22 protein-coding genes are annotated in these 23,259 nt (G+C 61.3%); 12 read left to right on the top strand and 10 right to left on the bottom strand.

The genetic code is table 11. The features are described from left to right. Nucleotides 1-107: 107 nt before the first annotated feature. Nucleotides 108-1,184 carry an aminopeptidase gene (locus tag TU75_RS21435; RefSeq protein WP_060550048.1) on the top strand — a complete coding sequence of 359 codons (1,077 nt, stop codon included), beginning with the start codon at nucleotides 108-110 and terminating at the stop codon, nucleotides 1,182-1,184. 51 nt (nucleotides 1,185-1,235) lie between these two features. On the opposite strand, the gene TU75_RS21430 is transcribed toward TU75_RS21435, so the two are convergent. Together TU75_RS21430 and TU75_RS21425 are read right to left on the bottom strand one after the other, a co-directional pair. Beyond that, nucleotides 1,236-1,895: an HAD family hydrolase gene (locus TU75_RS21430; RefSeq protein ID WP_060550047.1), complete on the bottom strand. Its 660-nt coding sequence runs from the start codon at nucleotides 1,893-1,895 to the stop codon at nucleotides 1,236-1,238. Further along, nucleotides 1,892-2,434, bottom strand: coding sequence for a gamma carbonic anhydrase family protein (locus tag TU75_RS21425; protein WP_060550046.1), 543 nt, complete (start codon nucleotides 2,432-2,434; stop codon nucleotides 1,892-1,894). The genes TU75_RS21430 and TU75_RS21425 overlap by 4 nt, the downstream gene beginning before the upstream one ends. 102 nt (nucleotides 2,435-2,536) lie before the next feature. Here TU75_RS21425 and prlC point away from each other — a divergent pair, with 102 nt between their 5' ends. The 8 genes from prlC (at nucleotide 2,537) to TU75_RS21385 (ending at nucleotide 12,656) form a co-directional block, all read left to right on the top strand. Next, the gene (gene prlC, locus TU75_RS21420; RefSeq protein ID WP_060550045.1) at nucleotides 2,537-4,588 is read left to right on the top strand and encodes an oligopeptidase A; all 2,052 of its coding nucleotides are present in this window, start codon (nucleotides 2,537-2,539) and stop codon (nucleotides 4,586-4,588) included. Beyond that, the gene (locus TU75_RS21415) at nucleotides 4,585-4,851 is read left to right on the top strand and encodes a YheV family putative zinc ribbon protein (protein WP_003233693.1); all 267 of its coding nucleotides are present in this window, start codon (nucleotides 4,585-4,587) and stop codon (nucleotides 4,849-4,851) included. Before prlC ends, TU75_RS21415 begins: the two co-directional genes overlap by 4 nt. Before the next feature lie 239 nt (nucleotides 4,852-5,090). After that, the gene (locus tag TU75_RS21410) at nucleotides 5,091-5,843 is read left to right on the top strand and encodes a gluconate 2-dehydrogenase subunit 3 family protein (protein ID WP_060550044.1); all 753 of its coding nucleotides are present in this window, start codon (nucleotides 5,091-5,093) and stop codon (nucleotides 5,841-5,843) included. Between the two features lie 2 nt (nucleotides 5,844-5,845). Next, entirely contained in the window at nucleotides 5,846-7,630 is a 1,785-nt protein-coding gene (locus TU75_RS21405) for a GMC family oxidoreductase (protein ID WP_060550043.1), read from the top strand. 12 nt (nucleotides 7,631-7,642) lie between these two features. Then, on the top strand, nucleotides 7,643-8,941 hold the full coding sequence (locus tag TU75_RS21400) for a c-type cytochrome (RefSeq protein ID WP_060550042.1): 1,299 nt from the start codon (nucleotides 7,643-7,645) through the stop codon (nucleotides 8,939-8,941). Between the two features lie 70 nt (nucleotides 8,942-9,011). Next, complete coding sequence (locus tag TU75_RS21395) at nucleotides 9,012-10,070, top strand: PA0069 family radical SAM protein (RefSeq protein WP_060550041.1); 1,059 nt, start codon at nucleotides 9,012-9,014, stop codon at nucleotides 10,068-10,070. A 227-nt stretch (nucleotides 10,071-10,297) separates the two neighbouring features. Next, nucleotides 10,298-11,029 carry a carbonic anhydrase gene (locus TU75_RS21390; RefSeq protein ID WP_003233703.1) on the top strand — a complete coding sequence of 244 codons (732 nt, stop codon included), beginning with the start codon at nucleotides 10,298-10,300 and terminating at the stop codon, nucleotides 11,027-11,029. Between the two features lie 85 nt (nucleotides 11,030-11,114). Continuing rightward, nucleotides 11,115-12,656 carry a SulP family inorganic anion transporter gene (locus TU75_RS21385; protein WP_060550040.1) on the top strand — a complete coding sequence of 514 codons (1,542 nt, stop codon included), beginning with the start codon at nucleotides 11,115-11,117 and terminating at the stop codon, nucleotides 12,654-12,656. A gap of 345 nt (nucleotides 12,657-13,001) precedes the next feature. Here TU75_RS21385 and TU75_RS21380 read toward each other — a convergent pair whose 3' ends face one another. Then, the gene (locus TU75_RS21380; RefSeq protein ID WP_003233708.1) at nucleotides 13,002-13,649 is read right to left on the bottom strand and encodes a hypothetical protein; all 648 of its coding nucleotides are present in this window, start codon (nucleotides 13,647-13,649) and stop codon (nucleotides 13,002-13,004) included. Between the two features lie 272 nt (nucleotides 13,650-13,921). Between TU75_RS21380 and TU75_RS21375 the strand changes: the two genes are divergently transcribed. Both TU75_RS21375 and TU75_RS21370 read left to right on the top strand, forming a co-directional pair. After that, nucleotides 13,922-14,494 (top strand): cytochrome c oxidase assembly protein, encoded by a 573-nt coding sequence (locus TU75_RS21375; protein WP_015373405.1) that lies wholly within the window; start codon nucleotides 13,922-13,924, stop codon nucleotides 14,492-14,494. Nucleotides 14,495-14,638: 144 nt separating this feature from the next. After that, the gene (locus tag TU75_RS21370) at nucleotides 14,639-15,274 is read left to right on the top strand and encodes an SCO family protein (RefSeq protein WP_015373406.1); all 636 of its coding nucleotides are present in this window, start codon (nucleotides 14,639-14,641) and stop codon (nucleotides 15,272-15,274) included. A 145-nt stretch (nucleotides 15,275-15,419) separates the two neighbouring features. Here TU75_RS21370 and TU75_RS21365 read toward each other — a convergent pair whose 3' ends face one another. The 3 genes from TU75_RS21365 to TU75_RS21355 are packed head-to-tail and all read right to left on the bottom strand — an operon-like array spanning nucleotide 15,420 to nucleotide 17,923. Further along, nucleotides 15,420-16,190, bottom strand: a complete 771-nt coding sequence (locus tag TU75_RS21365) for a MetQ/NlpA family ABC transporter substrate-binding protein (protein WP_060550039.1) — start codon at nucleotides 16,188-16,190, stop codon at nucleotides 15,420-15,422. A gap of 51 nt (nucleotides 16,191-16,241) precedes the next feature. After that, entirely contained in the window at nucleotides 16,242-16,916 is a 675-nt protein-coding gene (locus TU75_RS21360; protein ID WP_060550038.1) for a methionine ABC transporter permease, read from the bottom strand. Continuing rightward, nucleotides 16,916-17,923 (bottom strand): methionine ABC transporter ATP-binding protein, encoded by a 1,008-nt coding sequence (locus TU75_RS21355; RefSeq protein WP_060550037.1) that lies wholly within the window; start codon nucleotides 17,921-17,923, stop codon nucleotides 16,916-16,918. The genes TU75_RS21360 and TU75_RS21355 overlap by 1 nt, the downstream gene beginning before the upstream one ends. 265 nt (nucleotides 17,924-18,188) lie before the next feature. On the opposite strand from TU75_RS21355, the gene katE reads away from it, so the two are divergent. Then, the gene (gene katE / locus TU75_RS21350) at nucleotides 18,189-20,330 is read left to right on the top strand and encodes a catalase HPII (protein ID WP_060550036.1); all 2,142 of its coding nucleotides are present in this window, start codon (nucleotides 18,189-18,191) and stop codon (nucleotides 20,328-20,330) included. Between the two features lie 99 nt (nucleotides 20,331-20,429). Here the strand turns inward: katE and TU75_RS21345 are convergent, their stop codons facing one another. From TU75_RS21345 to zur, 4 genes are read right to left on the bottom strand one after another with little or no spacing between them, the layout of a single operon-like run. Beyond that, nucleotides 20,430-21,149, bottom strand: a complete 720-nt coding sequence (locus tag TU75_RS21345; RefSeq protein ID WP_060550035.1) for a PA5502 family lipoprotein — start codon at nucleotides 21,147-21,149, stop codon at nucleotides 20,430-20,432. Between the two features lie 37 nt (nucleotides 21,150-21,186). Further along, the gene (gene znuB, locus TU75_RS21340) at nucleotides 21,187-21,975 is read right to left on the bottom strand and encodes a zinc ABC transporter permease subunit ZnuB (RefSeq protein ID WP_003233724.1); all 789 of its coding nucleotides are present in this window, start codon (nucleotides 21,973-21,975) and stop codon (nucleotides 21,187-21,189) included. Next, a complete protein-coding gene (znuC, locus tag TU75_RS21335) occupies nucleotides 21,968-22,753 on the bottom strand; it encodes a zinc ABC transporter ATP-binding protein ZnuC (protein ID WP_003233726.1) in 786 nt (261 codons plus the stop codon). The genes znuB and znuC overlap by 8 nt, the downstream gene beginning before the upstream one ends. Beyond that, entirely contained in the window at nucleotides 22,753-23,235 is a 483-nt protein-coding gene (gene zur / locus TU75_RS21330; protein WP_003233728.1) for a zinc uptake transcriptional repressor Zur, read from the bottom strand. The genes znuC and zur overlap by 1 nt, the downstream gene beginning before the upstream one ends. Nucleotides 23,236-23,259 lie beyond the last annotated feature (24 nt).

Here is a 23,259-nt window from a genome sequence, read left to right as displayed (position 1 = left end):
GGGGACTCAACGCGGGACGAGGTTTGAGTATAAACACGTCATCGCGTGGAAAAATCACCTTCAAGCGCGATAGTCTGGCGACCCCATTACTCAGGAGCAGCCGCCGCATGGTCAGGCGTTTATTTCCCGCGATGCTGCTCTTGTTGCTCGGCGGTTGCTCCAGCGTCGGTTATTACAGCCAACTGGCCGACGGCCAATGGCAGTTGTTACACGCGCGGGAGCCGGTGGCCGCCGTTATTGCCGACCCGTCCCGGCCCCAGGTCTTGCGTGAACACCTCGCCCAGTCGCAAAAAGCCCGCACATTTGCCAGCGAGCACCTGCACCTGCCGGACAATCAAAGTTACCGGTTGTACGCTGACATCCACCGACCGTATGTGGTGTGGAATGTCTTTGCCACGCAGGAATTTTCCCTGTCGCCGCAGAACCATTGCTTCCCCATCGCCGGGTGCGTGGCCTATCGCGGGTACTACAACCAGGGCGCGGCGCGGGGTGAGGCGGCGCTGTTGCGAGAACAGGGCCTGGATGTCGCCATCGGTGGCGTCGAGGCCTACTCCACCCTGGGCTGGTTCAACGACCCGATCATGAGTTCGATGATGAGCTGGGGCGATGAGCGCCTGGCCACGTTGATCTTTCATGAGTTGGCGCACCAGCGCTTCTATGTGAAGGACGACACCGAATTCAATGAGTCATTTGCCACCTTCGTCGAGCAGGAAGGCACCCGCCAATGGCGCGCCGCAAGAGGGCTGGCGCCGCTCAGCCTGGCGACGTCGCAGCAGCGTGACCAGTTCATCCGGTTGATCCTCGACACCCGCACGCGCCTGGAGAAGCTCTACGCACAGCCTCTGGCCGCCGATGCCATGCGCCAGGCCAAGGCGGCGGAGTTCGAGCGTCTGCGCAGCGAGTATCGGCACCTGCGCGACAGCCAGTGGGCAGGCGACAAGCGCTATGACGCGTGGATCGACCAGCCGCTGAACAATGCGCGGTTGCTGCCGTTCGGACTGTATGACCAGTGGGTGCCGGCGTTTGCCGGGTTGTTCAGGCAGCAAGGTGGGGACTGGGTGAAGTTTTATGCGGCAGTCCAGAGGCTGGGTGGGTTGCCGGTGGCGCAGCGCAAGGCGGCGCTCAGGCAGTTGGAGGGGGTTGCCAGTGCTGGTCTTATCGGGAGCAAGCCTCTCCCACATTAGCCGGGTGTTCACGGCCAAAATGTGGGAAGGGGCTTGCTCCCGATAGCGGTCTCACAGGCGCTGCAAAAACCCCTGATGCATCTCATCCAGCGTCTCGAAATGCCAGGTCGGCGCCTCTGCGCTCAGCTCTTCAAAACTGCCAAACCCATACCCCACCGCCGCCGAGTCCAGCCCATTACGGCGCGCGCCAATCAGGTCGTGCTTGCGGTCACCGATCATCAGGATTGCCGCCGGGTCCAGGCCTTCCTCGCGCATCAGGTGTGCAATCAGCTCGACCTTGTCGGTACGCGTGCCGTCCAGCTCGCTGCCGTAGATGACCTTGAAGTGCCTGGCAAAGTCGAAGTGTCGCGCAATTTCCCGGGCAAATTCCCACGGCTTGGAGGTCGCTACGTAAAGCTGGCGCCCCTGCTGGTTCAGCGCTTCCAGCAACGGCATCACGCCTTCGAACACGCGGTTTTCATACAGTCCGGTGACCTTGAAGCGCTCGCGATAGAAATTCACCGCCTGCCAGGCCTTGGCCTCGTCGAAGCCGTAGAACTGCATGAAGGCCTGCAGCAACGGCGGGCCGATGAAGTGTTCAAGCCTGGTCAGGTCCGGCTCGTCGATGCCGAGCTTGGCCAGCGCGTATTGGATCGAGCGCGTGATGCCTTCGCGCGGGTCGGTGAGGGTGCCGTCGAGGTCGAACAGCACGGTGGAGTAACGCAGACTCACTGGTCGAACCCCTCCGCCAGGTGCAGGTCCTTGAGCTTCACGTAGTTCGCGGCGCTGTAGGTGAAAAACGCGCGCTCCTTGTCCGTCAACGCGCGCACGGGTTTGACCGGGCTGCCCACGTACAAAAAGCCGCTGTCGAGTGTCTTGCCCGGCGGCACCAGGCTGCCGGCGCCGATGATCACGTCGTCCTCAACCACGGCGCCATCCATCACGATGCTGCCCATGCCGATCAACACTCGGTTGCCGATCCGGCAGCCATGCAGCATGACTTTGTGGGCGACGGTCACATCGTCGCCGATCAGCAGCGGGAAACCGTCCGGGTTGAACGGCCCGGCGTGGGTGATGTGCAGCACACAGCCGTCCTGCACGCTGGTGCGCGCACCGATGCGGATGCGGTGCATGTCGCCGCGAATCACGGTCAGCGGCCAGACCGAGCTGTCGGCGCCGATTTCGACATCGCCGATCACCACCGCCGAAATATCGACAAAAGCCCCGGCGCCAAGGGTCGGCGTGTGGTTCTGATAGGTGCGAAGGGTCACGATAGCCTCTCTCTTATGTGCTGATAGCTGCGATGGGTGTTGATTGTAATTAAGATGGCCCCATCTTTGTCCTATCCGTTTTCTTCAGCCAAGGTGCCCACCGTGAGCGCGAACAACCCGCTTTTGCAGTCCTACGACCTGCCGCCGTTCTCAGCGATCCGTGCCGAGCACGTGCAACCGGCCATCGAACAGATCCTCGCCGACAACCGCGTTGCCATTGAAGGCATCCTGCAAAGCCAGGGTAAAAATCCTACCTGGGCGGGCCTGGTCCTGGCGATGGACGAACTCAATGACCGCCTGGGCGCCGCCTGGAGCCCGGTCAGCCACCTGAACGCCGTGTGCAACAGCGCCGAGTTGCGCCAAGCTTACGAAAGCTGCTTGCCGGCGTTGAGCGCCTATTCCACCGAAATGGGCCAGAACCGCGCGTTGTTCCAGGCATTCGAAGCCTTGGCCAACAGCCCGGAAGCCGCCGGTTTCGACGTGGCGCAAAAAACCATCCTGGAGCATTCCCTGCGCGATTTCCGCTTGTCGGGTATCGACCTGCCGCCTGAACAGCAGAAACGCTACGCCGAAGTGCAAAGCAAACTCTCGGAGCTGGGCAGCAAGTTTTCCAACCAGCTGTTGGACGCCACCCAGGCCTGGACCAAACACGTTACCGATGAAACCACCCTCGCCGGCCTGACCGACTCGGCCAAGGCGCAAATGGCCGCCGCTGCCCAGGCCAAAGGCCTCGACGGCTGGCTGATCACCCTGGAATTCCCCAGCTATTACGCAGTAATGACCTACGCCCACGACCGCGCCCTGCGTGAAGAAGTCTACGCCGCCTACTGCACCCGGGCGTCAGACCAGGGCCCGAATGCTGGTCAGAACGATAACGGTCCGGTGATGGAACAGATTCTCGATCTGCGTCAGGAGCTGGCCCAGCTGTTGGGTTTTGCGTCGTTCGCCGAGTTGAGCCTGGCCACCAAGATGGCCGAGTCCAGCGACCAGGTGCTGAGCTTCCTGCGTGACCTGGCCAAGCGCAGCAAACCGTTTGCCGCCCAGGACCTGGAACAGCTCAAGGCTTACGCCGCCGAACAGGGCTGCGCCGACCTGCAAAGCTGGGACAGTGGTTTCTACGGCGAAAAACTGCGCGAGCAGCGCTACAGCGTGTCCCAGGAAGCCCTGCGCGCCTACTTCCCGATCGACAAGGTGCTGGGCGGCCTGTTTGCCATTGTGCAACGCCTGTATGGCATCGAGATCGCCGAGCAAAAAGGCTTCGATACCTGGCACCCGGACGTGCGCCTGTTCGAAATCAAGGAAAACGGCCAGCACGTCGGGCGTTTCTTCTTCGACCTGTACGCTCGCGCCAACAAGCGTGGCGGCGCCTGGATGGACGGCGCGCGCGACCGCCGCCGCACCCTCGACGGCGTGCTGCAAAGCCCGGTGGCCAACCTGGTGTGCAACTTCACCCCGGCCGACAGCGGCAAGCCTGCGCTGCTGACCCACGATGAAGTCACCACGCTGTTCCACGAGTTCGGTCATGGCCTGCACCACCTGCTGACCCGCGTCGAGCATGCCGGCGTGTCTGGCATCAACGGCGTGGCCTGGGATGCGGTGGAGTTGCCGAGCCAGTTCATGGAGAACTGGTGCTGGGAGCCCGAAGGTTTGGCGCTGATTTCCGGTCATTACGAGACCGGCGAGCCGCTGCCTCAGGACCTGCTGCAAAAAATGCTCGCGGCGAAGAACTTCCAGTCCGGCCTGATGATGGTGCGTCAGCTGGAGTTCTCGCTGTTCGACTTTGAAATGCACGCCACCCACGGCGATGGTCGTAGCGTCGCGCAGGTGCTCGAAGGCGTGCGTGACGAGGTTTCGGTGATGCGTCCGCCGGCCTACAACCGTTTCCCCAACAGTTTTGCTCACATCTTTGCCGGCGGTTATGCGGCGGGCTATTACAGCTACAAGTGGGCTGAAGTGCTGTCGGCGGATGCGTTCTCCAAATTCGAAGAAGACGGCGTGCTCAACGCCGACACCGGTCGCGCCTTTCGCGAGGCGATCCTGGCGCGCGGTGGTTCCCAGGCACCGATGGTGCTGTTCGTCGACTTCCGTGGGCGCGCGCCGACCATTGACGCGCTGCTGCGCCACAGCGGCCTGAGTGAGGACGCAGCAGCATGACGGTGATCACCAAGAAGCAATTCATCGCCGGGGCGGTCTGCCCGGCGTGCAGCGAGCCGGACAAGCTGAAAATGTGGACCGAAGACGACGTGCCGCACCGCGAGTGCGTGGCCTGCGGGTATACCGACACATTGAATGACCAGGGCTTGTCGGTGCCCAAGGAACTGGGTACGCGGGTCAATACTTCGGCGCTCAAGGCGCCGGCCGACCCCAAGGTCCAGGCGGTGCAATTCTTTCCCAATCCCAAGCTGAAGAAAGACTAAAAACCCTTCGTACACGATTCAACTTGTGGGAGGGGGCTTGCTCCTGATGGCGGTGGATCAGCTGAAAGACCGGCTGACTGACACGACGCTATCGGGAGCAAGCCCCCTCCCACATTTTTTTGTTCGGCGCTTAACGAGGTCTACGGATGCTTAGCCTGCTATCATTTGTAACCAATGATTGCCCAAGCCGCTCCCCAGAAGCGGCTGACAAACCCGTGACCACATGATGAGGTGCACCCATGTCTGATCAAGATCAAGACAACCCCCGGCGTGATTTTCTGCGCAAATCCTTGACCTTGATCCCGGTGGTCACGGTGGCCAGCACCGGCCTTGGCGGCTCGATGTTGATGGCCACGCCCGCGCCGGTAGAAGCCGCTGCGGCCAAGCCTGTTGCGGCTGGCGACGCTTACGAACCCAGCTATTTCACTGCCGAGGAATGGGCGTTTATCAACGCCGCCGTCGAGCGTCTGATTCCCGCCGATGCGCAAGGTCCAGGCGCCCTGGAAGCTGGCGCGCCGGAATATATCGACCGCCAGATGAACACGCCCTATGCCAGCGGAGCCCTGTGGTTCATGCAGGGCCCGTTCAATGCCGACGCCGCGCCGGAGATGGGCTGGCAGAGCAAATTGGTGCCCCGGGAGATCTATCGCCTGGGCATTGCCGCCACGGATGCCTGGTCGAAGGCGTTCAACGGTAAAGTGTTTGCTGCGCAAGACAGCGCTACCCGGGACGATATGCTCCGGCGCCTCGAAGCGGGCGGCGCTGAAGTGTCCACGCATTTCGGCGCGGTGCCGCCAAAGATGTTCTTCAACCTGCTGCTGCAAAACACCAAGGAAGGGTTCTTCTGCGACCCGATCCACGGCGGCAACAAAGGCATGGTCGGCTGGACCATGATCGGCTTCCCCGGCGCCCGCGCCGATTTCATGGATTGGGTGGAACGCAACGAGCAATACCCCTTCCCGGCTGTTTCCATGCGCGGCGAGAGGGCATAAACGTGGCGACCATCATGAAGAAAGTCGATGCAGTGATCGTAGGCTTCGGCTGGACCGGTGCAATCATGGCCAAGGAGCTCACGGAGGCGGGCCTGAACGTGGTAGCGCTGGAACGCGGCCCGATGCAGGACACTTATCCGGACGGCAACTATCCCCAGGTCATCGACGAACTGACCTACAGCGTGCGTAAAAAGCTCTTCCAGGACATTTCCAAGGAGACGGTGACCATTCGCCATAGCGTGAATGATGTCGCCCTGCCCAACCGCCAGCTTGGCGCCTTTTTGCCGGGCAATGGCGTCGGCGGTGCGGGCCTGCATTGGTCGGGCGTGCATTTTCGCGTCGATCCCATCGAGTTGCGTATGCGCAGCCATTACGAAGAGCGCTACGGCAAACATTTCATCCCCAAAGACATGACCATCCAGGATTTCGGCGTCAGTTACGAAGAGCTGGAGCCGTTTTTCGACTATGCGGAGAAGGTCTTCGGCACTTCAGGCCAGGCCTGGACCGTCAACGGTCAGTTGGTGGGCGAAGGGCGTGGCGGCAACCCGTATGCGCCGGATCGCTCCAATCCGTTCCCGTTGGCGTCGCAGAAAAATACCGTCTCCGCACAGCTGTTTCAGAAAGCGGCGGCCGAGGTGGGTTACAAACCCTACAACCTGCCGTCGGCCAATACCTCGGGGCCTTATACCAACCCCTATGGCGCGCAGATGGGGCCGTGCAACTTCTGCGGATTTTGCAGCGGCTATGTCTGCTACATGTACTCCAAGGCATCGCCGAACGTGAACATCCTGCCGGCGTTGCGCCAGGTGCCCAACTTCGAGCTGCGGCCCAACTCCCACGTGCTCAAGGTCAATCTCGACAGCACCAAAAGCAAAGCCACCGGCGTGACCTACATCGACGCACAGGGCCGCGAATGCGAGCAGCCGGCCGATCTGGTGATCCTCGGTGCTTTCCAGTTCCACAACGTGCGGCTGATGCTGCTGTCGGGCATTGGCAAGCCCTACGACCCGATCACCAACGAGGGTGTGGTGGGCCGTAACTTTGCGTACCAGAACATGGCTACCATCAAGGCGTTCTTCGACAAGGACACCCACACCAATAATTTTATCGGTGCGGGCGGCAATGGCGTGGCCATCGATGATTTCAACGCGGACAACTTCGACCACGGCCCCCATGGCTTTGTCGGCGGCTCGCCGATGTGGGTCAACCAGGCGGGCAGCCGGCCGATTGCCGGCACGTCCAACCCACCGGGCACAGCGGCCTGGGGCAGTGCGTGGAAGCGCGCCACCGCCGATTACTACACCCATCAGGTGTCGATGGATGCTCACGGCGCCCATCAATCCTACCGGGGCAACTACCTCGATCTGGACCCGGTGTACCGCGATGCCTACGGCCTGCCGTTACTGCGGATGACGTTTGACTGGCAGGAAAACGACATCAAGATGAACCGCTTCATGGTCGAGAAAATGAGCAAGGTCGCCGAGGCGATGAACCCCAAGTCGATTGCCCTGCTCGGCAAGAAAGTCGGCGAGCATTTCAATACGGCGTCTTATCAGACCACCCACCTCAACGGCGGCGCGATCATGGGCACCGACCCGAAAACCAGCGCGTTGAACCGCTATCTGCAGAGCTGGGATGTACACAATGTGTTTGTACCCGGCGCATCCGCTTTCCCACAAGGCCTGGGCTACAACCCTACCGGTCTGGTGGCTGCGTTGACCTATTGGTCGGCCCGGGCGATCCGCGAGCAGTACCTGAAAAACCCCGGCCCACTGGTTCAGGCATAAGGAGCGATGAGCATGAAAGCATTTGTGATCGCGACCCTGGCGCTTTTCAGCAGTTGCTCGGTGAGCGCTGCCGAAAACGACCTGATCAAGCAGGGCGAATACCTGGCCCGCGCCGGTGACTGCGTGGCCTGCCACACCGCCAAGGACGGCAAGCCGTTCGCCGGCGGCCTGCCGATGGAAACCCCCATCGGTGTGATCTATTCCACCAACATCACCCCGGACAAGACAGGCCTGGGCAACTACAGCTTCGAAGACTTCGACAAGGCCGTACGCCATGGCGTCGCCAAGAGCGGCAGTACGCTTTACCCGGCGATGCCCTACCCGTCTTATGCGCGTGTCAGCGAAAGCGACATGCAGGCGCTGTATGCCTACTTCATGAAAGGCGTGGAACCGGTCGCCCAGGAAAACCGGGACAGCGATATTCCCTGGCCCCTGAGCATGCGCTGGCCGTTGGCGGCGTGGCGCTGGATGTTTGCCCCTGAGGTGGCGGATTACCAGGCGCCAGCGGATGCCGATCCGGTGATCAGCCGTGGCGCCTACCTAGTGGAGGGCCTCGGTCATTGCGGCGCGTGCCATACGCCGCGAGCGCTGACCATGCAGGAAAAAGCCCTCAGCGCTGCCGATGGCAACGCGTTCCTCTCTGGCAGCGCGCCGCTGGAAGGCTGGATCGCCAAGAGCCTGCGCGGCGATCACAAGGACGGCCTGGGTAGCTGGAGCGAAGAGCAACTGGTGCAGTTTCTCAAGACCGGTCGCAGCGACCGCAGCGCGGTGTTTGGCGGCATGAGTGACGTTGTAGTGCACAGCATGCAGTACATGTCGCAAGACGACCTGACCGCTATCGCCCGCTACCTCAAGAGCCTGCCTGCAGTCGATTCCAAGGACGCGCCGCATCAATACGACAAGCAGGTGGCCGAGGCGCTGTGGAAGGGTGATGACAGCAAACCGGGCGCGTCGGTGTACATCGACAACTGCGCGGCCTGCCACCGTACCGATGGCCATGGCTACACGCGGGTGTTCCCGGCGCTGGCGGGCAATCCGGTGCTGCAGACGGCGGATGCCACGTCGTTGATCAACATCGTGTTGAACGGCGGCACCCTGCCGGCCACCCACACGGCGCCATCGACCTTTACCATGCCGGCGTTTGCCTGGCGTTTGTCGGATGAGGAAGTGGCACAGGTGGTCAGTTTCATCCGTGGCAGCTGGGGCAATAAAGGCGCGCCGATCACCGCCAGCGAGGTGGCCGAGTTGCGCAAGAGCGATATGCGCAGCACCTCGGGCGATGATCTGGGGCAAGTCACGCAAAAGCACTGACCGCCGGACGGCACTGGTCATAACCTTCTCACCTCGATACTGTACATAAAAACAGTATCGAGGCATTTTCATGACCACTGCGCTGCCGCCCCGTGGCCGGGGTACGGCCACCAATCTGCATAATCGCTTTGCGCCCACCGTCAGCGTGGCCGAGGACGACGGCTGGCATCAGGAAGTCCCGCAGACCCAGGGCACCGAAGTGCGCATCGAAACGGCCAAAACCATCATCACGCGCAACAGCTCGCCGGATCTGCCGTTCGATCGTTCGATCAACCCGTATCGCGGGTGCGAGCATGGCTGCATCTACTGCTACGCGCGGCCCAGCCATGCCTATTGGGACATGTCGCCAGGGCTGGATTTCGAAACCCGCCTGATCGCCAAAAGCAATGCGGCCCAGGTACTCGAGCAGCAGCTGTCCAGGCCCGGCTATGTGTGTGCGCCGATCAACCTGGGCTCCAATACCGACCCGTACCAGCCTATTGAGCGCGAACATAAAATCACTCGGCAACTCCTCGAAGTGCTGCTGCGCTATCGGCACCCGGTGACCATCATCACCAAAGGCTCGCTGATACTGCGCGACCTTGACCTGCTCACCGAACTGGCCCGGCAACGGCTGGTGGCGGTGATGATCAGCCTCACCAGCCTGGACGATGAACTCAAGCGTATCCTCGAACCGCGCGCGGCGGCGCCCAAGGCGCGGTTGCGGGCCATTCGCGTGATGCGCGAGGCCGGCATTGCGGTGGGTGTGCTGTGCTCGCCGATGATCCCGATGATCAACGACAGTGAGCTGGAAAGCCTGCTCACCGAAGCCCACGCCGCCGGGGCGCAAAGTGCGGCCTACATGATGCTGCGCCTGCCGCTGGAAGTGGCGCCGCTGTTCGAGGAGTGGCTCGCGGCGCATTATCCGCAGCGCGCGGCCCACGTAATGAGCCTGGTGCGCCAGGTGCGCGGCGGTGAGGTGTACGACAGTCGATTCGGCGTGCGCATGCGCGGCGAGGGGCCGTTTGCGGATCTGTTGGCGCAGCGGTTCAGCAAGGCGATCAAGCGCCTGGGCATGGACCGTCGGGAGGGGTATAACCTCGATTGCACGGCGTTCTGCCCACCGGGCAGACAGATGGCGCTGTTATAGACTGATCAGGTGAGGTACACCGTTACTGTAGGAATGGTCGCGTTTTGACATCACTGAAACCCGCGATCTAGAGCGGTTCATTCAGTTTGAGTTAAGTTTCGATGGTTACCTTGTTCAGCGAGTGACCAATGAGTCGGTGACCTGGTTGTGGCAGTTGCACAACTATTTCACGGCTCTGGCGTCGAACTGAGCTGAACCCTGCCCTGCATAAAGTATGAGGATCAATCATGAGTGATAACGATAAACAGCCGTTGGCTGCGTCGGCTTCAGCCCCTCAAGTGGCGGAGTCCGCCGATGCAGCGCTGCAGCACATCGTCGACGGTTTTCTGCATTTCCATCACGACGTCTTCCCCCAGCAGGAAGAACTGTTCAAGAAACTCGCCACGGCCCAGAGCCCACGTGCGATGTTCATTACCTGCGCCGACTCGCGCATCGTGCCCGAGCTGATTACCCAAAGCTCGCCCGGCGACCTGTTCGTGACCCGTAACGTGGGCAACGTGGTTCCGCCTTATGGCCAGATGAATGGCGGCGTATCCACCGCCATCGAGTACGCGGTACTCGCTCTGGGCGTGCAGCACATCATCGTATGCGGCCACTCCGACTGCGGCGCCATGCGCGCAGTGCTCAACCCTCAGAGCCTGGAGAAGATGCCGACGGTCAAGGCCTGGCTGCGTCATGCCGAGGTCGCCAAGACCATGGTCCATGACAACTGCGACTGCGCCAACGAAGGCGAAAGCATGCAGGTGCTGACCGAAGAAAACGTCATCGCCCAGTTGCAGCATTTGCGCACCCACCCTTCCGTGGCTTCGCGCATGGCCAATGGTCAGTTGTTCATCCATGGCTGGATCTACAACATCGAGACCAGCGAGATCCGGGCCTACGACGCGGATCAGTCGGCGTTCCGACCGTTGGGCGGTGAAGGTCCGATTCCATCCGCGACGCCTAAAGCGCGCTTCTAACACACTTCCCTGCCGGGTAAAGCGGTGGCTGCCATGGATGCAGCCAGGCTTTACCGCGCCCGGCGAATGCCTCGGGAGAGTCATCATGCGTGCTGCTCAATTGAAAGCTGTATTGCCGCGGGAGCTGCTCGCTTCCGTGGTTGTGTTTCTGGTCGCCCTGCCCTTGTGCATGGGTATCGCGATTGCGTCCGGCATGCCGCCGGCCAAGGGCCTGATTACCGGGATCATCGGCGGGCTGGTGGTGGGCTGGCTGGCGGGGTCGCCGCTGCAGGTCAGCGGTCCGGCAGCGGGTCTTGCGGTGTTGGTGTTCGAGCTGGTGCGTCAGCACGGCATGCTGATGCTCGGGCCGATTCTACTGCTGGCGGGCTTCCTGCAACTGGTGGCCGGGCGTTTGCGCCTGGGCTGCTGGTTCCGCGTGACGGCGCCGGCCGTGGTGTACGGCATGCTCGCGGGTATCGGCGTGTTGATTGTGCTGTCGCAGGTGCATGTGATGCTCGACGGTGCGCCCAAGCCTTCGGGTCTGGACAACCTCACGGGCTTCCCGGCGGCGCTGGTTGAAGCGATTCCGACCCTGGGTGGCGGCCTTGGCTGGCAGGCCGGCCTGCTGGGTGTGTCGACCATGCTGGTGATGTACCTGTGGGACAAATTGCGCCCGCAAACACTGCGCTTTGTGCCCGGTGCCCTGCTCGGCGTAGGCCTGGCGACGGTGACCAGCCTGGTGCTGGCGTTGCAGGTCAAGCGCGTGGAAGTGCCGGAAAACCTGGCGGACGCCATCGATTGGCTGCGGCCCAGCGACCTGCTCAACCTGGCCGATCCGCAGTTGCTGATCGCGGCGTTCGCGGTGGCGTTCATCGCCAGCGCCGAAACGCTGTTGTCCGCCGCTGCGGTTGACCGTATGCACAGTGGGCAGCGCTCGGACTTCGACAAGGAATTGTCTGCTCAAGGTGTAGGCAACATGCTCTGCGGTCTGGTCGGCGCCCTGCCGATGACCGGCGTGATCGTGCGCAGCTCGGCCAACGTTCAGGCCGGCGCCACCACGCGCCTGTCGGCGATGTTCCATGGTGTCTGGTTGCTGGGCTTCGTGCTGCTGCTGTCGAGCGTGCTGCAAAGCATTCCGGTGGCGAGCCTGGCCGGCGTGCTGGTGTACACCGGGATCAAGCTGGTGGACATCAAAGCGTTCAAGGCATTGGGACGCTATGGGCGGATGCCGATGTTCACCTACGCGGCCACGGCCCTGGCGATCATTTTCACCGATTTGCTGACGGGCGTGCTGGTGGGCTTCGGCCTGACGTTGCTCAAGCTCGCGTTCAAGGCCTCACGCTTGAAGGTCAGCCTGATCGACCTGCCGCAGGACGCCGAGATGGAATTGCGTCTGACCGGTGCGGCGACCTTCTTGAAGGTACCGGCGCTGACCCAGGTGCTGTCGACTGTGCCGGCGGGGACCACCGTGCATGTGCCGCTCAATAACCTGAGCTACATCGACCATTCGTGCCTGGAATTGCTGGAGGAATGGGGCCGTGCAAATGCGGCGAAGGGCTCGAAGCTGGTGATTGAGGCGCGAGGGCTCAAGCGTCGTCTGGAAGGGCGGATAAGGACTACAACCGGGATTGGATCCGCCCCGGCTTGAACACCAGGGAGGCTCCGCCAAGTTGAGCGGGCTCGTTGTGGCGAGCGGGCAAGCCCCAATGCCGTTCAGTTAAGCGAAGACTCCCTGTGGCGAGCAGGCTTGTCCTGCGTTGGGCTGCGCAGCAGCCGCAAAACCAGGCGCTGAGCCGTATCAGGTACACCGCGTTTTGCTGGATTGGGGGCGCTGCGCACCCCAACGCGGGGCAAGCCCGCTCGCCACAGGGAGGTGGTTGACTGAAAAAGCTCATGGGCTGGGTGAAATTTCAGGCTTTAAAATCAACACGCTATTTTTGTTTGATAAGAAGGCGTTTGCTCCCGCCCACATTTGATCTTTTGGCTGGAGAGGTCAGGCAGGCTGATCCAGTGCCAGTTCAACGCCCAACTGCCGCGACAGGCACGGCCAGCGCTTCCACGCGGCTTCCGTGTTCGGGCTTCTCAGCTTTTCCCGGTAGCTCTCCACCGATTCCAGCGCAAAACTCTCTTCGTTTAGCATTTCATCCACGGCCAGGTGCACGGCCTCGTCCAACTGGTTGGCAAAGGCTTCGCCGATCAACTGGTGGGCAATCAGGTTGGCCACGGTGGTATCCGCCGGAATCAATGGCTGACCGAAATGCTTGATATACAGATCGTTTACTTCTTCCACCAAGCGATGCGCCAGGTAGGCCTCATCGAGCAAACCTTCCAGGCCTTCGTGCCCGGCCAGGATTGACGGAGGCTGCAGGAAGAAATGCTCGGCAATCTTCAGTACCGGTTTGATCTGGCTTTCGATACCGGCTGCGCGTGCTACGTCATTGGCGGCGTCCAGCAGGTCCGGGACGAGGTCAATGTAGGCGGTGACGAAACGCGTCATGACTGCGCTGCGATCACCTTCAGCCAGGGAAATGGCCGAGTGCAGGTGCGGCAATTGTTTTTCCAGCTGCAGGGCCAGCTGGCCCGTGCTGGCTTCGTGGTGATGGGCACGGGAAATCTGCTCGCGCAATGCGGCGGTATTCATGGTGGCTCCAGTGAAACAGGTGTAGGAAAAAGGAGAAGTTAGCTCGTTTATACGAGCCCCTAAGATGCATTTGTCATAATTAATTCAGGGTTATGCGCAGGGGCTATAACCAGTTGCAAATTTTAGTCGCAAAAACGTTTCTGCTCCTGACTTTATTGGGTGGGATTGATCGTTTTTCACTGATTTCCTGTGCCCATCGCGAGGCTGCCGGTGCTGTCTATACTCGACGATGTTCCGGATCGTGTTGCCCTTGCTGATACTGGGTGGGTGTTATGGCTGAATCTGTTCCGCTCAAACGGTTTATCGCTCGACTGCTGATTCTTGCGGTGGCGATGTTCGCGTTGAGCTTCGCTTTGGTGCCCATCTACGACGCGCTGCTCAACGTGTTCGGCGTCAATGACAAGGCCACCGGGCACTATGAGGGATCACAGGCCGTGGACTCGATGCGCCAGGTACGGGTGCAGTTTGTGTCCACCAATGCCGCCAATATGGTGTGGGAGTTCCATTCCAAGGCTGACGACGTCGTGGTCCACCCAGGCGCCGTCACCGAGATGCTGTTCGTGGCCTACAATCCCACCGACAAACCCATGACCGCCCAGGCGGTGCCGAGCATTTCCCCGGCGCAAGCCGCGCCGTACTTTCACAAGACCGAGTGCTTTTGCTTCACCCAGCAAGTGCTGCAACCCGGCGAGCGCATAGAAATGCCGGTGCGGTTTATCGTCGACCGCGACATGCCCAGGGATGTGGCGCATATCACGCTGGCTTACACACTGTTTGATATCACTGCGCCTTCATCCCCCGTAGCCCTGCGTGGAGACGGCCAGCTACTGTTTGCCCCCCGATAACGAAGTCAGATACATGCCGAAGCATGATACGTACTACGTATCCTGGTGCGGCATTACACCCAGCTGCTTCTCCTGCTTTACACTCCGGCACCTGTTGCTGCCGCTTATCGCCGCGTTCGTAAACCATTAACGACTGTTGAACCTATGACTCGAACTCAAAAAACCGTTTTCATGCTGATTGCTCTGGTGGCGCTGATCCTGGGCCTGATGGTTAACAAGGCGCTCTCGGGAAGGGGTCAGGTCGACTCTGTGGCGTTGATCGACGCGGGCATCATCCTGCTGCCGCAAAGTCGCCAATTACCGCCGGTGACCTTGCAAGACCAGAACGGCCAACCGGTGCTCGTCAACGCGTTGAAAGGCAAGTGGAGCCTGCTGTTCTTCGGCTATACCTTCTGCCCGGACATCTGCCCCACCACCCTCGCCCAGTTGCGCCAGATCAAGAGTGAATTGCCCAAGGAGGCTGTGGACACGTTGCAGGTGATCCTGGTCAGCGTCGACCCGCACCGCGACACCCCGGCGCAGCTCAAGCAGTATTTGGGCTACTTCGATCCGCAGTTCCGCGGCTTGACCGGTGCGACGGTGGATGAGGTGCAGACGCTGTCGAATGCCGTGAGCATCCCGTTCATCCCGGCTGACACCAGCAAGCCCAACTACACCGTCGACCACAGCGGCAACCTCGCGATTATCGGCCCGGACGGTACTCAGCGCGGGTTTATCCGCGCGCCGTTGAACAGCAAGAAGCTGGTGGCACAGTTGCCTGGGTTGTTGCAGCGCAAATAAAGCAGGCACAAAAAAGTGGAAGGGGGCTAGCTCCGATCGCGGTGAATCAGTCGACCTATGAGTTGACTGAAACACTGCGATCGGAGCTAGCCCCCTCCCACTTTTTGACCTCCATCAGACCGGAGATCGGGTATTCAGGGCCGGATCAGAACGCCGGCTTGATCGCACCCTTGTATTTCTCTTCGATGAATTGCTTCACTTCAGGGGTATGCAAGGCGGCTACCAGTTTCTTCACGGCGTCCGAGTCCTTGTTGTCTTCGCGGGTCACCAGGATGTTCACGTAAGGCGAGTCGCTGCCTTCGATCACCAGCGCGTCCTTGGACGGATCCAGCTTGGCTTCCAGGGCGTAGTTGGTGTTGATCAGCGCCAGGTCAACCTGGGTCAGCACGCGCGGCAGGGTGGCGGCTTCGAGTTCGCGGAATTTCAGGTTTTTCGGGTTGGCGGTGATGTCCTTGATGGTCGACAGGATGTTGGTCGGGTCCTTCAGGGTGATCAGGCCGTTTTTGGCCAGCAGCAACAGGGCGCGGCCGCCGTTGGTGGCGTCGTTGGGGATGACCACGTTGGCGCCGTCCGGCAGCTCGTCGAGCTTCTTGTACTTGCTGGAGTACGCGCCCAGGGGTTCCAGGTGCACGCCGCCGACGCTCACCAGGTGAGTGCCCTTGGCTTTGTTGAACTCATCCAGATACGGGCGGTGCTGAAAGAAGTTGGCGTCCAGGCGTTTTTCCGCAACCTGCACGTTGGGCTGCACGTAGTCGGTGAAGACCTTGACCTGCAGGTCCACGCCTTCTTTGGCCAGCGCAGGCTTCACGAACTCGAGGATTTCCGCGTGCGGCACCGGCGAGGCTGCGACGGTGAGGGTTTCGGCGTGGGCGGAAAACGCCGCAACGGCGGCGAAAGCAACCAGTAGTTTTTTCATGCAGCAAGCTCCTTGTTCGGTTAATTGCCGGCTTCTGGCCGTCAATGGCCGTTATTTTCGAGAATAGTGTGTCACCAGCTTGTCGCCGATGGTCTGCAGAATTTGTACCAGCACAATCAGCATGATTACGGTAACGACCATGACATCGTTCTGGAAACGCTGGTATCCATAACGGATCGCCAGATCACCCAAACCACCGGCGCCCACCACGCCTGCCATGGCGGTGTAACCCACCAGAGCGATAGCGGTGACGGTGATTGCCGCAATGATGCCGGATTTTGCCTCCGGCAGAAGCGCCTTGACGATGATCTGCCGAGTGGTGGCGCCCATGGCTTGGGTCGCTTCGATGATGCCGCGATCCACCTCACGCAATGCGGTTTCCACCAGCCGCGCGAAGAACGTCGAAGCACCTACCACCAGCGGTGGAATCGCGCCGGCCACGCCAAGCGAAGTGCCAGTGATGAAGACCGTCGTCGGGATCATCACAATCAGCAGAATGATAAACGGCAGAGAACGTATAGCGTTGACGATAAATGCCAGCACGCTATAGGTGGCTTTTTGCTCAAGCAGCTGCCGTGGGCTGAACAGAAACAGCAGAATGCCCAGCGGCAGGCCCACCAGTATGGTGAACAGCAGCGAGGTGCTGAGCATCAGCATGGTGTCGCCAGTGGCAACCCATATGTCAGCCCAGTCAACCTTATCGAAGTAATGCAGTAGTACGTCCATCAGCGCAGCACCTCCATATGGACATCGGCAGCGGTAAATCGCGCAAACGCGGCGTCCATGTCACCGCCGGTTACGGCCAGGGTCAGTTGCCCGTAGGGAATATCTTTGATGCGGTCGATCCGACCGGCGAGGATGCTGTAGTCCACCCCCGTTTCACGGGCGACGGTCCCCAGCAATGGCGCGTAGGTCGCCTCTCCCTGGAACGTCAGGCGCACGATGCGGCCTGGCACGTGGGCGAAATCATCGCGCTGCTCGCTTTCGTCGATCTGGTCGGCTTCCTGCACGAAACGCTTGGTGGTCGGGTGCTTGGGGTGCAGGAACACCTCGGCCACCGAGCCTTGCTCGACGATGACGCCGGCGTCCATCACGGCCACTTGGTCGCACACGCGGCGGATCACGTCCATTTCATGGGTGATCAGCACAATGGTCAGCTTCAGCTCGCGGTTGATCTCGGCCAGCAATTGCAACACCGACGCCGTGGTTTGCGGGTCAAGGGCGCTGGTGGCTTCGTCGCACAGCAGGATTTTCGGCTTGGTCGCCAGGGCGCGGGCGATACCGACGCGCTGTTTCTGACCGCCGGACAGTTGCGCCGGGTATTTTTTGGCGTGGTCCGACAGGCCCACGCGGGCGAGCAATTCAGCCACGCGCAGGTCGATGGCCTTGCGCGACAACTCGCCGGCCAGGGTCAGCGGCAGTGCCACGTTGTCGGCGACGGTCTTGGACGCCAGTAGGTTGAAGTGCTGGAAAATCATCCCGACCTGTTGGCGGAAGCGGCGCAGGCCGTTGGCGTCCAGCGCGGTGACTTCCTCGCCGTCGACGGTGATCTGCCCGCCACTCGGTTCTTCGAGGCGGTTAATCAGGCGCAGCAGGGTACTTTTTCCCGCACCCGAGTGGCCAATGAGGCCGAACACCTGGCCATTTTCGACGCGCAGGCTGGTGGGGTGCAGGGCGGGAATATCCTTACCGGCGACGCGGTAAGTTTTATGGACGTTTTGAAACTCGATCACGTAGCGAACCTTGTGGGGCGCATGGAAAAGGGATCAGCGGTTAGCCGGGCGCGCATTTTAGCCTGTCCGTATAGCGTTTCTTAGCATTTATTTCGCATCCATTCAGCGATTTGGCAATAACGAGACCAAAGGTCATAAAAAAGGAACGGCTCAAAACCCTGTCAGTCACTACCTAAGCAATTCGATCTCCCGGGTGCCGTGTCCGGGGTTTCGCTCAAACGAGCCGGGGACCGCTCTGGCCACTTTGACTAAGGAGTTTTGACTGATGAGTACCAAGAAGCCAGCCACCCCGCCGAAGAGTGAACTCGCGGGCACTGATACCCTGGACCGAGGCAATACCAACGCCAAACTGCAGGCGCTGGAAGAATTCCGTTCCGATGCGACCGGCCAGGCCCTGCGCACCAACCAGGGCGTGAAGATCTCTGATAACCAGAACACCCTGAAGGTCGGCGCGCGTGGCCCGTCGCTGCTGGAAGACTTCATCATGCGTGAAAAGATCACGCACTTTGACCATGAACGCATCCCCGAGCGCATCGTGCATGCCCGTGGTACCGGCGCCCATGGTTACTTCCAGACCTACGAAGACCACTCGGCGTTGAGCAAGGCCGGTTTCCTGCGTATCCCGGAGCACAAGACCCCGGTATTCGCGCGCTTCTCCACCGTGCAGGGCCCGCGCGGCTCCGGCGACACGGTACGTGACGTGCGTGGTTTTGCCGTGAAGTTTTTCACCGAGGAAGGCAACTTCGACCTGGTGGGCAACAACATGCCGGTGTTTTTCATTCAGGACGCGATCAAGTTTCCTGACTTTGTGCACGCCGTAAAACCTGAGCCGCATAACGAGATTCCTACCGGCGGTTCGGCCCACGATACCTTCTGGGATTTCGTGTCGTTGCAGCCGGAATCGGCGCACATGGTGATCTGGGCCATGTCCGACCGTGCCATTCCAAAAAGCCTGCGTGCCATGCAGGGTTTTGGCGTGCACACCTTCCGGTTGATCAACACCGAAGGCAAGTCGAGCTTCGTCAAGTTTCACTGGCGGCCAAAGGTCGGCACCTGCTCCCTGGTGTGGGACGAAGCGCAGAAGCTGGCCGGTAAAGACACCGACTACCACCGTCGCGACCTGTGGGAAGCGATTGAGAGCGGCGATTACCCTGAATGGGAACTCGGCGTGCAGATCGTTGCAGAAGAAGACGAGCATAACTTCGACTTCGACCTGCTCGATCCGACCAAGATCATCCCCGAAGAGCTGGTGCCGATCACCCCGCTGGGCAAGATGGTGCTTAACCGCAACCCGGACAACTTCTTCGCCGAGGTCGAGCAGGTTGCCTTCTGCCCAGGCCATATCGTGCCGGGTATCGACTTCACCAACGACCCGCTGCTGCAAGGCCGTCTGTTTTCCTACACGGACACGCAGATCAGCCGACTGGGCGGACCAAATTTTCACGAGATCCCGATCAACCGTCCCGTTGCGCCGTTCCATAATGGCCAGCGCGACGCGCAGCATCGCACCGTGATCGATAAAGGCCGCGCAGCCTACGAGCCCAACTCCATCGACGGCGGCTGGCCGAAGGAAACACCGGCGGGCCCGACTGACGGCGGTTTCGAAACGTATTACGAGCGCGTCGACGCCAACAAGGTGCGTGAGCGCAGTGAGTCGTTCGGCGATCATTTCTCCCAGGCCACGCTGTTTTTCAACAGCATGAGCCACCATGAGAAAGAGCACATCATCGCGGCCTACAGCTTCGAGTTGGGCAAGGTCGAGCGCGAGTACATCCGTGCCCGTCAGGTCAACGAGATCCTCGCCAACATCGACCTGGAACTGGCCAAGCGCGTTGCGCAGAACCTGGGCCTGCCTGCGCCGACCAAAGGCACCGTGCCTGTGCGTGAGGCGTCGGTGAAAAAATCGCCGGCCTTGAGCCAGGTGAACCTGCTGTCAGGTGATATCAAGACGCGCAAGGTGGCAATTCTGGCCGCCAATGGCGTGGACGGCGCAGCGATTGATGCGATGAAAAAAGCGTTGGAGGCCGAAGGTGCCCACGCCAAGTTGCTGGGGCCGACCTCGGCGCCTGTGACCACGGCGGATGGCAAGACGCTGCCGGTGGATGCGTCGATGGAAGGCATGCCGTCGATTGCCTTTGACGCGGTGTTCATCCCGGGCGGTAAAGCGTCGGTAGACGCGCTGAGCACTGACGGTGTGGCGCTGCACTATGTGCTGGAGGCGTACAAGCACCTGAAGGCGATTGCGGTCGCCAATGACGTGAAACCACTGCTGGATCTGCTGAGACTGGAAGCGGACGAGGGGCTGATCGTGGGCGCGGATGCGAAGGCGTTCAAGGCGTTCTTTGCGGCGATTGCCGAGCATCGGGTTTGGGATCGTGAGGCCAAGGCCAAGGCGATTCCGGCTTAAGTCCTTCGCTGTTTGTCAGACCGCTATCGCAGGCAAGCCAGCTCCCACATTTGAAGCGTGAATACATTCAAGTGTGGGAGCTGGCTTGCCTGCGATGCTTTAGTCCGCCTTGCGCGGAATCAGCACTACCTGCGCCGGAATGTGTTTCAGGATCTGCCGGTGGATCTTCAGCTCATACCCCGAATCAATCCGTTTAACCCGTTTGGTCAGCAACGTGGCCAGCCACGGGTAATCTTCGGTGCGCGGCGCCTGGATGCTCACGTCGCACTGGTAATTCACCACATCGGTGGCAATCGCATCCAGTTGATGGCGCAGCGCTTGGATATCGGTGAGGTTCAACGCCACGGTGGTGCTGGGCGCGGCCGGGTCGATGACCTTGGCAGGCGGCTTGGCTTCGGCGGCTTTCAAGGCCGCCTCGGCTTTGTCCAGCTCGGCTTTGCGCGCATGGCTGATGGCACTGTTGACGCCGCCGGTGAGGGCCGGTGCCTTGGGCATCAGCGCGCGGGCACGGCTCAGGGCGGTGGCAGCGGCGTTGACGTCGCCTTTTTGCAGGACGATCTGGCTGCGCTGCAAGTAGGCTTCGGCCAACTGGCGTTGGTAAGTTTCCAGCGCCGGGTCGTTGGGCGTTTGTGCCTGCAAGGCCGCCAGTTGATCCTCGGCGGTGGCCAGCTCGCTGCTGGCCAGGTTTTGCTCCAGCTGCGCGATGGCCGCCGCGCGAGCGTCCGGCGTCGCGAGGGCGGCGGGCGGTGTGCTTTGACAGGCGCCCAGCAGCAGGGAAAATGCGGCAAGGAGCAGATAACGGGAGGTGAACGGCTTCATTCCTGCGACTCTCTAATTGCGCAAAAAGCGAGCAAGTCTACACCCCTCGACGGGGCAGGACAAAACTCAGCAGAAACAGGGCAGCGGCCGCGACCACAATCGATGGCCCGGCCGGCGTGTCCTTGAACCAGGACAACGCCAGGCCCCCACAGACGGCGAGCATTCCCAACAGGCTGGCGCCGATTGCCATCTGCTCCGGTGAGCGGGCATGGCGCTGGGCGGCGGCGGCGGGAATGATCAGCAGCGACGTGATCAACAATACGCCGACAATCTTCATCGCGACAGCAATCACCACCGCGATCAATAACATCAGAGCCATGCGCAGGGCCGGTACCGGCAAGCCTTCGACCGTGGCCAGTTCTTCATGCACGGTGATCGCCAGCAGCGGGCGCCACAGCGTCACCAGCAGCACCAGCACGGCAGCGCTGCCGCCGAGGATCCACGCAAGGTCGGTCGGGCTGATCGCCAGCAGATCACCGAACAGGTAGGCCATCAGGTCGATGCGCACTTCATGCATGAAGCTCAGCACCACCAGGCCCAGCGATAAAGTGCTCGGTGCCAGGATGCCCAGCAGGGTGTCGGAGGCCAGTGGCTGGCGCTGTTGCAGGGTCACCAGCAGCACCGCCAGCAGCAGGCAGCCCACGGTGACGGCAATGGTCGGGCTCACGTCCAGCAAAAAGCCCATGGCCACGCCCAGCAGCGCGGCGTGGGACAAGGTGTCGCCAAAATACGCCATGCGTCGCCACACCACGAACGAGCCCAGCGGGCCCGCCACCAACGCCAGAGCCAAGCCTGCCAGCAGGGCGTAGAGCAGAAAATCAGCCATGCTTGCAGCTATCTCCGTGAACGTGCACGTGGGGTGCAGAAGGATCATCGACCACGGCGCCATGCAGGTCGTGGGCGTGGTCGTGATGGTGGTGATAGATCGCCAGGCTCTGCGCGTTCTTGCCGAACAGCTCGACGAAGGCCGGGTCGCCGCTCACCTGTTCCGGGTGGCCGGAGCAGCAAACGTGGCGATTGAGACACACCACCTGGTCGGTGGTGCTCATCACCAGGTGCAGGTCGTGGGACACCATCAGGACGCCGCAGCCATGGCGGTCGCGCAGGCGGGTGATCAGGCTGTACAGCTCGGCCTGGCCGGCCACGTCGACGCCTTGCACCGGTTCATCGAGCACCAGCAGCTCGGGCTCGCGTAGCAAAGCGCGGGCCAGCAGCACGCGCTGCATTTCGCCGCCGGAGATGCTTTGCACCGGGCTGTCGATCACCTGCTCGGCGCCGACTTCCTTGAGCGCGGCCTGGGCGCGGGCGCGATCAACGCCGGGCACCAGGCGCAAGAAGCGCAGCACGGATAACGGCAAAGTCGGATCGACGTGCAGTTTTTGCGGCATGTAGCCCACCCGCAGTTTGGGCTTGCGCCACACGCTGCCGGTGTCGGGCTTGAGCAGGCCGAGCACGGCGCGCACCAGGGTGGTCTTGCCGGCGCCGTTGGGGCCGATCAGGGTGACGATCTGCCGTGGCTGGACACTCAGCGCGATGTTATCCAGCACGGTTTGCCCGGCGAACGTGACCCCGACCTGCTCCAGGCGGATTAACGCGTTGCTCATCAAGCCCCCTGGCAGCCCGAGCACAGGCCGACCACTTCGACCGTTTGCCCTTCGACCTGAAAGCCCACCTCGGCAGAACTCTTGATGATCGCGTCGCTGATGCTTTTTTGTTCAAGCTCGATGGCGGCGTGGCATTCGCGGCAGATCAGGAACTGGCCCTGGTGTGCGTGTTCGGGGTGGTTACAGCCGACGAAGGCGTTGAGCGAGGCGATGCGGTGTACCAGGCCGTTTTCCAGCAGGAAATCCAGCGCGCGATACACGGTAGGCGGCGCAGCGCGGCGGCCGTCCTGTTCGCTGAGCACGCCGAGGATATCGTAGGCGCCCAGCGGCTTGTGGCTCTGCCACACCAGCTCCAGCACGCGCCGACGCAGGGCGGTCAGGCGCAGACCTTTTTGTGCACACAGGGTGTCGGCTTCCGCCAGCGCGGTGTGCACGCAGTGAGAATGGTCATGGGGACGGCTGGCAAGCGGTGTTTTAGGCATGAGCGGCGACAGACATTTGATAGA

This window comes from Pseudomonas poae, assembly GCF_001439785.1.
GTDB classification, from domain to species: domain Bacteria; phylum Pseudomonadota; class Gammaproteobacteria; order Pseudomonadales; family Pseudomonadaceae; genus Aquipseudomonas; species Aquipseudomonas poae.
The sequence above is the reverse complement of the archived record's forward strand: the minus strand, read 5'-3'. Positions and strand labels throughout refer to the sequence as shown.